Origin of the sequence: Haemophilus haemolyticus (assembly GCF_003490595.1) — a bacterium.
Taxonomy (GTDB): Bacteria; Pseudomonadota; Gammaproteobacteria; order Enterobacterales; family Pasteurellaceae; genus Haemophilus; species Haemophilus haemolyticus_L.
In genome coordinates this window covers 42,738-58,213 of sequence record NZ_QQGY01000002.1, presented here as the reverse complement: position 1 = coordinate 58,213, position 15,476 = coordinate 42,738, and the positions used below count along the sequence as shown (strand labels likewise).

Below are 15,476 nucleotides of genomic sequence, written 5' to 3'. Positions count from 1 at the left end.
ACTTATGGCAAAATTAACTTTAAACACATCCTTAAGCCCGCTTTATCTTGCATTAGGGCTGGCATTTGCAGGTTTTGTAGAAACAGCTTGTGCAGAAGAATCCCTACCCATTTCACAAGAAGAGAAAGCACCATTAGAAAGCAACGATGAAGATGTTGAGTTCAGTGCCACCTTTTTACAAATGGGGGGTAATGGTTCTACTGTCGATGTTGCACGTTTCCAACAAAAAAATAGTGTTCTACCTGGAGAGTATCCTGCAGAAGTTTGGGTAAACAACAAAGCTAAAGGCGAAATGACGTTGCGTTTTCGTGATAGCGAAAATGCGGCTCAACCACACGCAGAGCTCTGCTTTACTCCAGAATTAAGTGATTTACTCGATCTTGAACGAGCTGCTATTAAACTTGCCCCAAAAGAAGATGAATGTGTCTCTATTCAAGGAGCAATTCCTGAAGGTAAAGCGGTGTTTAATACAGGGTTACAACGCTTAGAATTTACCATTGCACAAGCCTTAACCATCAATCGCCCACGTGATTATATTGCCCCAAGCCGTTGGCAAACGGGTAGCAGTGCTGCGTTTGTGAATTATGATGTAAACCACAGCCGTTATACCAGCCAATTTAATACGCACTCTTCGCAGGCATATTTAAATTTACGTACAGGTATTAACTTAGGCGATTGGGCATTTCGTCACTCTGGCTCAAAAGTATGGAGTGAATCTGAGGGGAAATCCTCTCATATGCCATACCAAACCTACGAAACCTATTTGCAAAAAGATTTTGCCCCTATTCGTGGGTTAATGACAATAGGTGATTTTTATACTTCAGGTCAATTTGTGGAGGGCTTTGCTCTCCGTGGGATCGGTCTTGCATCCGATGACCGCATGCTCTCTCCTTCCCAGATGGGGTTTGCTCCACGCATACAAGGTATAGCCAATAGTAATGCAGTGGTCACTATTCGCCAAAATGGTAATATTGTTTATCAAACTAATGTAACCCCAGGGGCTTTTGTTATTGAAGACCTCTACTCTACGGGTTATAACGGCGATTTAACAGTAGAAATTAAAGAAGCTAACGGCCAAGTACGCACCTTTATTGTGCCCTTTTCTAACATAGCCCCCCTTATTCGTATGGGGCAATTCCGCTATCAAGTTACCGCAGGGCGTTATCGTAACGGACAACAAATTTCTGATGTCAACGTTGGGCAAGCAATGTTGCAATATGGTTTACTTAACAATCTCACCCTCAATACGGGGGTTACGTTCACCCGAAATTATTGGGCGGGCACTGTAGGGATTGGTTTAAACACGCCAATTGGTGCATTTTCATTTGATAACACTTGGACAAGAAGTATCTTCTTGCCTAATACAGTATTAGTTGCTCAAGAGACATTAAACCCATACCGTGAAGCACGTAAAGGCTACAGCCTACACGGCACTTATAGTATTAACTTTAACCGCACGGGTACCAACGTAACCCTTGCAGCTTATCGCTACTCTTCTCGCGATTTTTATAATTTGAGCGATGTAGTAAACGCAGAACAATTTGGTAGCGAAAGTCAATTTTCATTAACAGGAGTGCGACCAAAAAACCAATATCAAATCTCGTTAATTCAAGATCTGAAAGGTTTAGGTAGCCTCTATTTAGTTGGTTCAACCCTTAATTATTGGAATAGAACAGGGACTTATAGTCAATATCAGGTTTCCTATGCAAACAACTTTAAGCTGTTAAACTACCAGATTGGATTTTCACAAACGATTCACCGTGAAAATGGTCAACGTGATAACCAAATTTATCTTGGTTTCAGCATTCCATTAGGCCGCAACCATTCATTATCAGCAAACCAAACAAGTGGTTCAGGGCAGAAAAATGCTCACGTTGGTTTAAATGGCAGCTTCGGTGATTATAACCAATGGAGTTATGGTTTGCATACAAACTCAGGTCAATCTGGGTATCGTAATATTTCGGGCAATATTAATTACCGCAATACACACTTTAACTTTAACTCTTCTATCTCAAAAGATAGCCACGGTTCACAACAATTTAGCAATGCGTTATCTGGCGTGATCGTCGCACACCGTTATGGCGTAACCTTCGGTGAATCTGTTGGTGAGAGCTTTGCGATTGTACACGCTGATGGTGCAGCAGGTGCAGAGGTAAATAGCGGTCAAGGGCAAGTGTTAGATTGGTTCGGCAATGCGGTATTGCCTTATACACAACCTTATCGTATTAACGAAATCGGGATCGACCCACAAAATCTACCGATTAATATGGAATTTGATAGCACTGAGCAGAAAATTATTCCACGTGCTAACAGCATTCATGTGGTGAACTTTGGTACTACACGCAATAGTCTTGTGTTGTTTAACCTTTCACGACCAAATGGCGAATTATTGCCAATGGCATCTGAAGCCTTTGATGAAAATGGCAATTTTGTCGGCTATGTTGTACAAGGTGGCGTGCTCTTTGCGAGCGGATTAAAACAGCCAAAAGGTACTATTACCGTCAGCTGGGCAAGCGGTGAAACAGGACAATGCCGTTTTGATTATGAGGTGAAATTAGATGCCACCGAACAAATGCAACAACACACGAAACAGTGTAAGTAATAGGAAGAATAAATTGTGAAGAAATTGAAGATTCAATATTTATTCCTGCTAACAAGCGGTCTATTTTTTGCATCATTTGCCTCTGCCCATGATGGTGAAATACGTTTTAAAGCAGAAATTATCAAGGGCACCTGTGAAGTAAGTACAGATTCAGTAAACAAAACGGTTGAGCTCGGTATAACCTCAGCCCAAAATTTAATTAGCCAAGGTTCTACTGCCAATGAAAAATCATTTCAGCTTAATGTTGAAAAGTGTGGTGAGGACACAACAGACTCAAAATATATTAAATTTGCACTATCTAGAACTTCTGCTTCAGATGATTTACCTACAGGGGTGCTACCTAACAAGAACACTACAGCAATAAATCGGAATACGGTTGGTGTTCAACTCATTTCGAATAGTGGAACGCCCATTGAAATTGGATTTAGTCCATCAGGATTACCAACCATTACTCAATCACGACGCACATCAGGGAACGATCTAGGCGCTGTTTTAAAGCCTCCTTATGGCTTTGAAATCCCATTAAAGGCACGTTTTTATTCCCTAACTAATGGAAGTGCAAATAAAGAAGGCCAAGTGGAGTCAGAAGTAACTTTTGCTGTATTCTACGAATAATTAAGGATCAAAAATGAGAAATAATGCTGTTATATTTTTTTTATTACTGGGCACATCGCTCTTTTCTTACGGACAAGCAGTAACCTCGGGAAAGGTTAAATTTACTGGTGAAGTTATTGCTGGGAAATTGTGCACGGTAAAAGCTGATTCAGTAAATAAAATCGTGCCACTAGGGACTATCTCAAGAGCTCAACTTCCTACAGCGGGAGCTACTGCAGGTAATTCAGAATTCACACTTTCGGTAACCGACTGTGGCATAGATGTTTCTAACGCTAACAACCACCGTTTAACTTATTACTTTGTGTCTCCTGCTGCTACAATAAATCCTCGTGCTGGGGGCTATGACTATTATTTAAAAAATACAGCGACATCACCTAACCAGAATAGCGTGGGAGTACAAGTCTTTATTAAAAATGGCACCAATGCAGGAAATGTGCTTCAGGTGACAAATCGGGCGTTGCCGAATACTAACAGAGACGGGGGTGGATACACTGGACGAGAATTAGGTGCAACCGTTACTGGCACAGGAGTTAATGCTGATGTTAATATTGATCTCAGTGCTAAATTTTATTCTGTAACAAATGGTACTGCTGATAAACCAGGGCAAGTAACTAGCGAAATGAACTTTGAGGTATGGTATGAATAGCACCCTAGTTAAAGTAAATAAAAAAATAACAGCTCTATCGCCAATTATGGCTATTGGGATAATTGCTATATTTGGTAGTTCCTCATTATGGGCAGCTGATAAGATAGGTAGATGGGAACCCCGTACAGCAGCCCAGCGTCCATATCTTGTTTTTGATAATAGGCTTGAAGTATCACATTATCCTGAAGGACCTGTTGTCAGTAACGTTTATACCTTTCCTCGAGATAATCCCCCCTCTTCTCTTGACATGAGTAATCTAACAACACGATTACCAAAAAAAGAATATAACATGGCAACTTATAGGATTCCTGTTTCAGGGGTAAATACTTTAGGCTGTTTCCAAGCTCGTTATTTCATTGATAATCAGAATTTAACACCTATCTCAACTGCTTTTGGAACGGTGTGGCAAGTTAAAAGTTTCCCGTATTTAGGTTTTAAGATAAGAGTAAGAACACATACTCAAAGAAATGCAGGTATAGGGCAAAATTACGATCAATGGCATGATGTTAATTCAGCGGAGTTCACGTTTCCTACTAGCTGTACAGGTTCTGCAGCAATGAGGATAACCCCTAAGATGGAAATCGAACCTATAGTACTAAACAACATTCCAACAGACCTCAAATTTGAGGATGGGAAAGTCGATATTAATTTGAGTAACATTACATTCGGGCGTTTCTATTTGCAAGGTCGAGATGCATCTACTGGAAACACTTGGCGAGTAGACGTAGAAGACGAGGGGGGGCATCAATTATTGGTAGTAATGTAACCATTAAAATTAATGCCACAACTTGTGATATTACTGGTACTAAAAATCATGCCCATAATTTCGGTAAAATAAGAAGTATCGATTTGAAGACGCCAAAACAAGGACCAGAGATGAGCATCATCGTAAACTGTGGGCGCTATCAGATCGATCCCCATATTGTGTTTAGCGATGCAAACACACCTAACAACACAAGTGATATATTAAGTATGTTTTACACTGGTGGCGTAGCATCTAACGTTGGCGTAAAATTACGTAAAAAAACGGATTCAACCTACATTAAATTCGGCCCTGATAGTTCTAAAAAGGGGATAACGAACCAATTTAAAATGACCCCTATCGGGAATAATCATTTTTCCGTTACGTTTACCCCTGAGTTAATTAAAAAGAATAGCAGTGCAAACGTAGATGGCGGCATTTTAGAAGGTTTAGCAACCTATACGCTTTCTTATCAATAACCAAGCCCGTAGAGTGGGCGTAAGCCCACGAAAAATAAATATGCCTAAGGATTTGGGTTAAACGCGTGGGCTTACGCCCACCCTACATTGGATTATATGTTGTCATATTAATAATTCAGATTGAAACAAGCATAAAGTGCGGTGAATTTTCACCGCATTTTTATAGCTTTAGTCTTCACTAATTTGAAATAATAATCACATTTTGTTATTATGTTCTCACTTTTTGGAAACAAACCTTCAATTCCTACTGAACGTTTCCTTCAAAATCGCACTTCTATGTGCTGTCCTTTGTAGTGGTTCCATTACACATTTTTGCTTCTAGGCAATGTTTATTAAATCTATTTTTTAATCTATTCACTTAATCGTTAAGGGGAAAAGTTTGTCTTTATTTCAATTTATGACAAAGCGAACGTCATTTAATCCTTTGGTAATTGGCGTTACATTATTTTTTGTGTTGTTACTTATGGCGATGATTTTAATTGTCCCAGCACAAACTCAAGCATTATTGAATCAAGCTAAAACCAGCATTTTTGCCAATTTTAGTTGGTTTTATGTTCTCACTTTTTCAGTGTTTTTAGGATTTTTATTAATTTTATCAGTAAGTAGTCTTGGCAATATAAAACTAGGGCAGGATGAAGAAGAACCTGAATTTAGTTTCTTATCTTGGCTTGCGATGTTATTTGCCGCTGGAATGGGGGTTGGGCTGATGTTTTTTGGCGTAGCAGAACCATTAACCCATTATCTTTCTGACATTACAACAGGTTCAGCTGAACATAAACAACAAGAGGCTTTACTTCACACCCTGTTCCACTGGGGCATTCACGCTTGGGCAGTATATGGTACCATTGCTTTAGCATTAGCTTATTTTGGGTTTCGTTATAAATTACCTTTAGCATTGCGCTCTTGTTTTTATCCTTTATTAAAAGAGCGTATTAATGGCAAAATCGGCGATGCGATTGATGTTATGGCGTTACTTGCTACGTTATTTGGGATTATTACTACATTAGGTTTCGGTTCATCACAGCTTGGTGCAGGGCTTGAACAAATAGGTTGGATAAGTCAGAACAGCTTTGCTTTACAAGTTGGCGTTATTGTTGTGGTAATGTGTTTAGCGGTGTTTTCTGCTATTTCTGGTGTTGGAAAAGGTGTGAAAATATTAAGTGAAATTAACTTAACTTTAGCATTTTGTTTACTTCTTTTTGTTTTAATTGCCGGCCCTACGTTATACCTTTTATCTGCATTTAGCGACAATATGGGGAATTATTTCAGCAATTTAGTGCAACTCAGCTTTAAAACTTATGCTTATGAGCAAGAACACACAAGTTGGTTTAGTGGATGGACGATTCTTTATTGGGCATGGTGGTGCTCTTGGGCTCCGTTTGTTGGCTTATTTATTGCTAGAATTTCCAAAGGACGAACTATTCGTGAATTTATCTTTGGGGTGTTAGTTATTCCAAGTTTATTTGGAATTCTATGGTTTACTGTTTTTGGTAATACAGCAGTATGGCTAAATGATGGCATTGCTGCGGGCGGGCTTGGCGAATTTATTTCTTCTCCAGAAATTTTATTATTTAAATTTTTAAATTATCTGCCTTTACCAACAATAACAGGCTTTGTGAGCTTATTAGTGATTTCATTGTTTTTTATCACTTCAGCGGATTCAGGTATTTATGTGTTAAATAACATTGCATCTCGAGATAAAAGTTTAGCTTCGCCTGCATGGCAAGCGATAATGTGGGGCACTTTGATGTCAGTTGTTGCAATTGTGCTTATGCAGTCTGGTGGACTTGCTAATTTGCAAACAATGACATTAATTGTTGCCTTGCCTTTTGCTTTATTGATGTTGGTAATGTGTTTTAGTTTATGGAAAGGCTTAATTGCAGATAAAAAATATTTTTCTACTAAAGTCAATCCAACTAGTATTTTCTGGAGCGGCGATAAATGGAAATCACATTTAGAGCAAATGATGAACCAAACACAAGAGAAAGATATTTTACGTTTCCTTAAAAATACGGCGTTACCTGCTATGCGAGAATTACGTCAAGAATTAACAGGAAAATATAATTTAAGTGTAGAAATCAATACATTATTTGAACAAGAAGAGCCAGCTTTGGAATTGGTAATTCATAAAGAATCAATGCGAGATTTTATGTATGGTATTAAATCTGTTGGGCGAGAAGTGTCAGAGCAATTAATTAACGATGAAAATCTACCGCACATTCAGCATAGTGTTACTTACGAGCCTTACACTTATTTCTTTGATGGACGAGTCGGTTACGATGTTCAATATATGGATCAAGATGAATTGATTGCCGATATGTTGAAACAATATGAACGTTATCTAAGTTTGCTTGATGATGTGGGTCAGGAACTGATGGCACACGAGCAAACCGAACTAGCAGAGTAATCGATTTAAAGGTGCAACGTGTGCCAGTTTTGTGGTTATTTAACCTGATTAATCAAAAATTGGGTTAATAAAGAAACAGGGCGGCCAGTTGCGCCTTTATTTGCGCCTTGTAACCAAGCTGTACCTGCAATGTCTAAATGTGCCCAGCGATATTTTTTCGTGAAGTTAGACAAAAATGCACCAGCAGTAATTGCGCCACCCCAGCGACCGCCAATGCTGGCAAGGTCGGCGAAAGGCGATTTAAGTTGCTCTTGATATTCTTCGCCTAATGGTAAACGCCACGCTTTGTCAGTGGTTTCTGTTGCGGCTTGGAGTAGTGCATTGGCAAGATTGTTATCTGTAGAAACTAAGCCGCTATTGTGTTGCCCTAGTGCAACCACACAAGCACCAGTCAAGGTTGCAACATCAATAACAAGCTCAGGTTCAAAACGCTCAACATAAGTAAGTGCATCACAAAGGACTAATGTAGGCGAACGAGTGCGAGTTTGTATTTATAGTTCAGATGTTTCTATTACACTGCAAAAGCCAGAACAAACAAGCATTCGTAATATTTTACGTGGCAAAATTACACAAATTGAGATACAAGATTCTCGAGTGGATATTGCTGTATTAGTGGAAGGGCATAAGATTTGGGCAAGCATTAGTAAATGGGCGCAAAATGAACTGCGTTTTGCTGTTGGGCAGGATGTTTATGTTCAGATTAAAGCGGTGTCGGTGATGTAGTAAGAATGACCTAACTTAATCTGCACCCTAAAAGTTAGAAAAAATCGCTAACTGATTAAGGTGCAGATTATTTATTATTTCCAAGTATATTTTATCCCAATCGTGCCATGATAGCCTTCCCGTTTAGGTGTGTTTATTTGAAATTCATATCTCGCATCTGAGTACAAATAAGTTTGTTTAGAGACAGGAATTTGCATTCCTAAGCCTATTTCTCCCCAAAAACGATGATATTTTTCAGTCGCGATACTATCTTGAGCAATTTTAACACTTTGTTGTTTGCTAAGATCTGACCATAGGTTTGCAATGAAATAGAAAGTATTAGTGCGGTAGTTTTGGGTTTTATTATTGTAAGCTAATCTTACACCCATTCTTCCTCGAGAATTATGTTCTCTTGATTGTTGTACCATTCTTATTCCGTCATTAAATTTATTTAATTTAATGGTTTGGTAAATGAGTTGTACTTGAGGTTCAATTAACCAGCCCACTTCTTTATTATTGTGTTTGGTTAGACTATAAGGGCGACCAACTTCTGCTGATAAGATTAAACCATAACCATGTTGTTTAGCTGTAGGATTATTGTCTCTTGGTATGTAGCTATTTTTCAAATAAGAAAGTTGTCCTACAATATCAAGATAGCTCCCATTTAAAGAATAGCGAGTATGGGTAATACCTAAGCTGAATAATTTACTTTTGCCCTTTCCTGTAAATTTATCGTTACTAATTTCAGCATTTTCTGTTCGATAAAGATCTGTAAATTTTGTATTAGCTTGATTATAAGTAATATAAATCCCCGTTAAACGATAAGCTCCTTTATCTGTTCGTTTTATATTAAAATCATGACCAAGTTGAAAGCCATATATATTAGTGCTAAAACCAAAACGGTTTTTTCCCTGAATAGCCAAATGATGACCAAGAATTTTCCCCCAAGTTTGAACTTGAGTCTGTTTGTCACTATCTCCATAATAATCCCAAGCCAATATTTGGTTTTCACCGCGACGTTCGTGTAATGTACGTAAACTAGTATAGCCTTGCTCTATATTGACTTTATGCATTTGTACATAAGCAGAAACTATCGGATTATAGGTTGGGGTATCTGGTTGGGATTTAGCTTCCATTGTCCAATAGTATAAATCTTTACCCGCTTCTGTTTTCTTAGCCAGTTGCACTTCCACTCCTCCACGTGTTTGTGCAGTTCCTGAGAATGCTCGTTCTCCTGGGGTGGCAACTTCAATAACAGGAATAGTATTAATCACTTTAGTAAGTTGCTTAACATTGCCTTCAATAATATTACTTTTACCGCTATGACTAATTGGACTAACTGTTGTACTACCTATTGCTGAGCCTGTGATTTTTAATACATCTGAGGTCGAATTTGCGCCATTTTCATCACCTAATGAATTCCAAATAGTATCCATACGCACTAATGAATTATTACCCTCATAATTCCCCTCAATAGTCAAAATATCTCCCGCTTTACCATCAACAGTAGTTATAATTCCTTCATTAGAACTTACATCACCTTTAAGGATAAACTTTGCTGTACCTTGTTTGGCTGCCGTAATTGTTGCACCAGAGGATAAGTTTGTTTTATTAAAATAAGCTTGCTTTGTCGTATCAGTATGTTCACGTAAAATCCAATTAAATTTATCAGAGAGATTAATATTTAATATTGATGAATCAACTTTATTAACCAAACCCGTCATTTTCCCCTCTTTAGCCGAAATATCGAGGTTGCTGTTATTCTCAACGTTAATTAACCAACCATTTTCTGCAGCACTAACTTCAGTTTTATTACCACTTAGCGTAAATTCTCCTGTAGTATTGGCATTTACTTGAATTAAATTCGCCTTTGTAGCGGTTGTGCCTATAACAGCATTATTTAATAGTACTTTTTGGTTTTTTCCACTACCGGAGGAAAAATAGTCACTGCCACCAAAGAGTATAGCTGTATTAGCAGATTTTATTTCACTCCTACTGTTCTCAAAATTGGCAATAAGTGATGAACCTGAACCAACTAAACGTACAGTCGGTGCTTTATCTTCCGCAGAAGTATCTAATATCATTTGCCCCTTTGATTCAACAATACCATTACCGGTACCAACACTCCTTGCCTTACCAATTTTGAGTGCAGCAGAATGTTTGCCTGATTTCCCTACAGTAATTTTCGAATCGTTTAAAATGACCTTGGAATCTGGTCCTGATACATAAATTCCATTCACATAATCGCCACTGTTATTTGTACTACTATCGTAGGCATTGATAACGACTTCTCCCGTCGATTCAAATATCGGCGTCGATCCTATTTTTGCCTCATTACGAACAACTCGAATACCTGTTAGTTGATAGGGCGCAGTAGCCCACCAACGATTACTTTCAGTTGTCGTTGTCGGTGTATTAGTAATAGTGATATTAGCATCACGTACACTAACTTTAGATTGTCCATCCGCTATAGTATCTTCATTTTTTATTGCAGTTCCCACTTGGATACCATAGCTTTCTTTTGCTCCATGGTCCGTTTTAATATCATTTTGATAGACAATCTTTGCATTAATTGTATCTGCCGAGATCATAGAATTAGCAAACGCAACAACACCTCGCATTGTTACATTTTTACCTGGTGTGGATTGTAGGGTAACCGAGAGGTTTTTAGCGGTAAGCTTTGAATTTCGTTGTGCGTTAAAACCATCAGAATTGAATATATTATATTTTGTTGAATTGGCAGTTAAATCAAGATCTAATCCTTCACCAGTGACAGTGATTTTCCCCCCATCACGAGCAAGTAAATAACTTTGCCAGCCAACGCTTGCAACGGTTTTTTTACCAGTGATTTCACAAGTTGTATTGGTGTTCACAATACCATTATTATTTGTACATTCAGTTGCTATAGTTTGCTTAGAAAAGGATAATAAAGAACCTAAAACAAGAAAAATAGATACATAATACTTTGATTTTCCTTTGGCTTTGGTTAATTCAGAACATACAATCCAACTTTGACTGGTATGATTCCATTTAAGCTTAAAGATTTTATTCATATATAATCTCCTTTATTTTATTAAGATATAGTGGGATTTATGGGAAAGGAATTGTTCTATAAAGAAAGTAAACAGTGAAAAGTATTTCTTTATGGAACAAAATAGGATAAGAAAAATCTACTGGAAATAATATAGAGAAAGAATATTATTTGTGCTGTGCTGTGCTGTGCTGTGCTGTGCTGTGCTGTGCTGTGTATCATTGTATTGATTTTCTCCTTAAATTGTAACAGATTAATTTATAATACAACCTTAGTTCTGAGTATTCTAAAGATTATGTGATTTTTGATCAAATTTTTTTAATTAAATAACGATAAAAACAAGCGTATTTTAATTTATTTAATTGTGTCGTAAAACGACAAGATAGCACAGGCTTTCTAGCGTGCGCTATCTGTTTTTCGTTGGTTTATTTTGTTTGATTAATCAAAAATTGGGTTAATAGCGAAACTGGGCGGCCAGTTGCACCTTTATTGGTGCCTTGTAGCCAAGCCGTACCAGCAATGTCTAAATGTGCCCAGCGATATTTTTTCGTGAAGTTAGACAAAAATGCACCCGCTGTAATTGCGCCACCCCAGCGACCGCCAATGTTGGCAAGATCGGCAAAAGGTGATTTCAGTTGCTCTTGATATTCTTCGCTTAATGGTAAACGCCACGCTTTGTCTGTGGTTTCTGTTGCCGCTTGGAGTAGTGCATTGGCAAGATCGTTATCTGTAGAAACTAAGCCGCTATTGTGTTGCCCAAGGGCAACCACACAAGCCCCCGTCAAGGTTGCAACATCAATAACAAGCTCAGGTTCAAAACGTTCAACATAAGTAAGGGCATCACAAAGGACTAAGCGACCTTCTGCATCGGTATTCAGCACTTCTACGGTTAAACCGTTCATAGTAGTAAGAATATCGCCTGGGCGATAAGCATTACCATCTGGCAGATTTTCACAACCTGCTAAAACACCAATAACGTTTAATGGCAAGTTCAACTCGGCAATGGCTTTCATTGTGCCGAAGACAGAGGCTGCACCGCACATATCATATTTCATTTCATCCATGTCAGCGGCAGGTTTAAGTGAAATACCGCCTGCATCAAAGGTTAATCCTTTGCCTACAAGTACAATTGGTTTGGCGTTTTTATCTGGTGCATTATTGAATGTTAAAATAGACATATAAGCACGGTTTTCAGAGCCTTTTGAGACGGCAAGATAAGCGTTCATTCCAAGTTTTGCCATTTCTTCTTCATCCACAACTTTCAATGAAAGTGCGGTAGAATTTTCTGCTAAATTTTTTGCTTGCTCAGCAAGATAAGCGGGGTTGCAGATATTTGGTGGCATATTTGCGATGTCGCGTGCTGCTTTTATGCCTGAGCTAATCGCATTGGCATGAGCAATGGCTTGTTGTGCTTGATCACAATCTGTATTGAAGATGAAAGATTCTAAAACAGAAGCTTCTGCTTTTTGAGATTTGAAATGATCAAATTGATAATTGGTGTGTTCAATCGTTTCAATGGCAAAGCGGATATTCCAATAAAGATCGCGATCTTTTAATTCAATTTCAGTCAAATAAGAAATGACTTCGCGCGCGTTGGTTTCTTTTAGCGTTTTTAATACAGCTTGGATGATTTGTTTATATTGACGCTCCGTGAGTTCTCCTTTTTTGCCACAGCCAACGATTAATAGGCGTTTTGCAGCCAAACCTTGAAGATCACGAAGTAAAACGGTTTGCGCTAATTTTCCCGTCAGTTCACCAGATTTAACCAAGTTGTTTAAATAGCCTTGTGTTAATTGATCGATTTCATTAAAACATTTTGAAAATTCATTGTTTTCATAGATGCCTAAAACAATGCAATCAGTGGCTTGAGAAAGTGCGGTGTTTTTTGCTTGATATTTCATTTGATGTCCTTAAATTTCTGTTTAATTCAGCGAAAATAAGGTATCATACGCGACCGATTTTATCCAGTTTTCCCCCGTTTTAGATTTAGAAAAACAAACGAAATAAGATGATTTTAATTCGATATTTAACGAAAGAAGTATTTAAGAGCCAAGTCGCCATTTTGTTCATTTTATTACTGATATTTTTCTCTCAGCAGTTAGTGCGCGTACTTGGATCTGCGGCTAATGGTAAAGTGCCAGCTGACTTGGTATTTTCCTTACTTGGGCTAGGCATGCCTGCTATGGCACAATTAATGTTGCCATTATGTTTGTTTATTGCGATTTTACTCACTTTTGGTCGTCTTTACGCTGAAAGTGAAATAACGGTGATGCGAGCTTGTGGTGTCGGGCAACGTGTTTTAGTGCGTGTGGCGTTAATGCTTTCATTGATTACAGCGGGACTTGCTGCTTATAACATCTTGTGGCTTTCGCCTTGGTCAATTCAAAAACAAGCTGCAATTGTGGAAGATGCCAAAGCGAATCCTACAATGGGGGGGCTTGCTTCTGGTCAGTTTATATCAACAAATAACAACAATTTTGTTTTATTTATTGATAGTATCAAGGAAAATCAAATTAATGACGTGTATTTGTTCCAAACTGCGCCAAAAGGACAAACAAAACCATCCGTCGTAACTGCTGAAAAAGGCGAATTAAAAGCGCTGCCAAATGGCGATCAAATTTTGAATTTACAAAATACGCAACGAGTTGAAGGTACGTCTGTTTTGCCTGATTTCCGCATTACGCATTTTGATGAATATCAAGCCTATTTAGGGCATCAGGAAACAGAAAATACGAATGATGAAGTCGCGGAATTAACGTTATCGCAACTTATCGGTTTAGATTCTCCTTCTGCGAAGTCGGAATTGCATTGGCGTATTACATTAATCCTTGCGGTTCCACTCATGGCGTTAATTGCTGTACCGTTAAGTCGTGTAAATCCTCGACAAGGTAGATTTGCCAAAATTTTACCCGCACTTTTACTCTATTTAATTTATTTTTTATTACAAAGTTCCTTTAAATCTGCGGGGGCAGCAGGAAAATTAGATGCTGCTATTTTTATGCCTCTTGTTAATATTGGCTTTTTGTTGCTTGGTATCGTGTTAAACGGTTGGGATAGCGCTGCGATGTATAAATTCCGCCATTTATTCAGTAGAAAAGGATAAGCAAATGATGAATACCCTCGATCGTTATATTGGAAAAAGTATTCTTGGCTCGATTTTTGCCACTTTGCTTACATTGGTTGGGCTCTCTGCTATTATCAAATTTGTGGAACAATTTCGTAGCGTAGGTAAAGGTACTTATGATATTTGGCAAGCGGTGGCTTTTACTGGCTTAACCATTCCAAAAGATATCGAAACTTTCTTTCCTATGGCTGCATTGCTTGGTGCCCTAATGGCTTTGGGCAACCTTGCGAGTCGAAGCGAACTTGTTGTGATGCAAGCCGCAGGATTTTCTCGTTTTAAAATCGGAATGGCTGTGATGAAAACCGCATTACCATTAGTGTTGTTAACCATGGTGATTGGTGAGTGGGGGATTCCGCAAACAGAACAGTTCGCACGTGATATGCGTGCTCGAGCGCTTTCTGGTGGTTCAATGCTTTCCATGAAAAATGGGGTTTGGGCAAAAGATGGTAATAATTTTGTGTTTGTTCGACGTGTTACCGATGACGCAAAATTAAACGATATTTATATTTATACTTTTGATCAGCATCGCAATTTGACGGAGTTGAAACATGCTAACCAAGCAAGTTATTCGGAAGATGAAAGTAAATGGACTTTACGTCAAGTGAACCATTCTATGATTAGCAAAGATGAAATCACGACAAGTAATCGCTTATCAGAAAAATGGGAAACAAATTTAACGCCAGATAAATTAGGCGCGGTTTCTTTGCGTCCTACATCACTGTCTATTTCAGGTTTGTATAATTACATTTCATTTTTACGTGAAACAGGTCAGGATGTGAGTCGCTTTGAACTCACATTCTGGCGGAAAATTTTCCAACCTGTATCTGTTGGCGTAATGATGTTATTGGCATTATCTTTTATTTTTGGATCACTACGCAGTGTGACTGCGGGGGCAAGAATTGTAACGGGCATCTGTTTTGGCTTTTTGTTCTATGTCGTAAATGAAATTTTCGGGCAAATGAGCATTGTTTATAACATGCCTGCTGTTTTTGGTGCATTAATGCCAAGTTTACTATTTATTGTGATGATTTGGTGGTTGCTGAGTCGGAAACGGGATTAATCCAGATTGTTCAAATAATTGCGTGTTCAGAAATGGCACGCAATATTTTTATGTGTTGTTTTCAAATG

10 protein-coding genes and 2 pseudogenes are annotated in these 15,476 nt (G+C 38.3%); 9 read left to right on the top strand and 3 right to left on the bottom strand.

Features of this window, described 5'->3' with window-relative positions; all coding sequences use genetic code 11:
- Positions 1-4: 4 nt before the first annotated feature.
- The 6 genes from DV415_RS01960 to DV415_RS01935 all read left to right on the top strand — a co-directional run bounded on the left by DV415_RS01960 (position 5) and on the right by DV415_RS01935 (position 7,491).
- Positions 5-2,602: a fimbria/pilus outer membrane usher protein gene (locus DV415_RS01960; protein WP_118790740.1), complete on the top strand. Its 2,598-nt coding sequence runs from the start codon at positions 5-7 to the stop codon at positions 2,600-2,602.
- 15 nt (positions 2,603-2,617) lie between these two features.
- Positions 2,618-3,217 carry a fimbrial protein gene (locus tag DV415_RS01955; RefSeq protein WP_192879070.1) on the top strand — a complete coding sequence of 200 codons (600 nt, stop codon included), beginning with the start codon at positions 2,618-2,620 and terminating at the stop codon, positions 3,215-3,217.
- A 13-nt stretch (positions 3,218-3,230) separates the two neighbouring features.
- Positions 3,231-3,863, top strand: coding sequence for a fimbrial protein (locus DV415_RS01950; RefSeq protein WP_118790742.1), 633 nt, complete (start codon positions 3,231-3,233; stop codon positions 3,861-3,863).
- Complete coding sequence (locus tag DV415_RS01945) at positions 3,856-4,629, top strand: hypothetical protein (RefSeq protein ID WP_118794390.1); 774 nt, start codon at positions 3,856-3,858, stop codon at positions 4,627-4,629. Before DV415_RS01950 ends, DV415_RS01945 begins: the two co-directional genes overlap by 8 nt.
- On the top strand, positions 4,575-5,084 hold the full coding sequence (locus DV415_RS01940; RefSeq protein WP_192879069.1) for a fimbrial protein: 510 nt from the start codon (positions 4,575-4,577) through the stop codon (positions 5,082-5,084). Before DV415_RS01945 ends, DV415_RS01940 begins: the two co-directional genes overlap by 55 nt.
- A gap of 379 nt (positions 5,085-5,463) precedes the next feature.
- Positions 5,464-7,491, top strand: coding sequence for a BCCT family transporter (locus DV415_RS01935; protein WP_118790743.1), 2,028 nt, complete (start codon positions 5,464-5,466; stop codon positions 7,489-7,491).
- Between the two features lie 35 nt (positions 7,492-7,526).
- Here the strand turns inward: DV415_RS01935 and DV415_RS01930 are convergent.
- A pseudogene (locus DV415_RS01930) lies at positions 7,527-7,955 on the bottom strand (leucyl aminopeptidase); the annotation flags it as partial.
- Here DV415_RS01930 and DV415_RS01925 point away from each other — a divergent pair.
- A pseudogene (locus tag DV415_RS01925) lies at positions 7,954-8,214 on the top strand (TOBE domain-containing protein); the annotation flags it as partial. The pseudogenes DV415_RS01930 and DV415_RS01925 sit on opposite strands and share 2 nt — an antisense overlap.
- Positions 8,215-8,288: 74 nt before the next feature.
- On the opposite strand, the gene DV415_RS01920 reads toward DV415_RS01925, so the two are convergent.
- Both DV415_RS01920 and DV415_RS01915 read right to left on the bottom strand, forming a co-directional pair.
- On the bottom strand, positions 8,289-11,246 hold the full coding sequence (locus tag DV415_RS01920) for an autotransporter outer membrane beta-barrel domain-containing protein (RefSeq protein ID WP_118790744.1): 2,958 nt from the start codon (positions 11,244-11,246) through the stop codon (positions 8,289-8,291).
- Between the two features lie 403 nt (positions 11,247-11,649).
- The gene (locus tag DV415_RS01915) at positions 11,650-13,125 is read right to left on the bottom strand and encodes a leucyl aminopeptidase (protein WP_118790745.1); all 1,476 of its coding nucleotides are present in this window, start codon (positions 13,123-13,125) and stop codon (positions 11,650-11,652) included.
- A gap of 107 nt (positions 13,126-13,232) precedes the next feature.
- On the opposite strand from DV415_RS01915, the gene lptF reads away from it, so the two are divergent.
- Both lptF and lptG read left to right on the top strand, forming a co-directional pair.
- Positions 13,233-14,327, top strand: a complete 1,095-nt coding sequence (lptF, locus tag DV415_RS01910; protein WP_118790746.1) for an LPS export ABC transporter permease LptF — start codon at positions 13,233-13,235, stop codon at positions 14,325-14,327.
- Positions 14,328-14,331: 4 nt separating this feature from the next.
- Positions 14,332-15,408: an LPS export ABC transporter permease LptG gene (gene lptG, locus DV415_RS01905; protein WP_118790747.1), complete on the top strand. Its 1,077-nt coding sequence runs from the start codon at positions 14,332-14,334 to the stop codon at positions 15,406-15,408.
- Positions 15,409-15,476 lie beyond the last annotated feature (68 nt).

Excerpts from the sequence above, each read along its gene's own strand:
- DV415_RS01920 (WP_118790744.1), bottom strand. The coding sequence starts at position 11,246 with ATGAATAAAATCTTTAAGCTTAAATGGAATCATACCAGTCAAAGTTGG.
- DV415_RS01945 (WP_118794390.1), top strand. The coding sequence starts at position 3,856 with ATGAATAGCACCCTAGTTAAAGTAAATAAAAAAATAACAGCTCTATCG.
- lptF (WP_118790746.1), top strand. The coding sequence starts at position 13,233 with ATGATTTTAATTCGATATTTAACGAAAGAAGTATTTAAGAGCCAAGTC.
- DV415_RS01950 (WP_118790742.1), top strand. The coding sequence starts at position 3,231 with ATGAGAAATAATGCTGTTATATTTTTTTTATTACTGGGCACATCGCTC.
- DV415_RS01915 (WP_118790745.1), bottom strand. The coding sequence starts at position 13,125 with ATGAAATATCAAGCAAAAAACACCGCACTTTCTCAAGCCACTGATTGC.
- lptG (WP_118790747.1), top strand. The coding sequence starts at position 14,332 with ATGATGAATACCCTCGATCGTTATATTGGAAAAAGTATTCTTGGCTCG.
- DV415_RS01960 (WP_118790740.1), top strand. The coding sequence starts at position 5 with ATGGCAAAATTAACTTTAAACACATCCTTAAGCCCGCTTTATCTTGCA.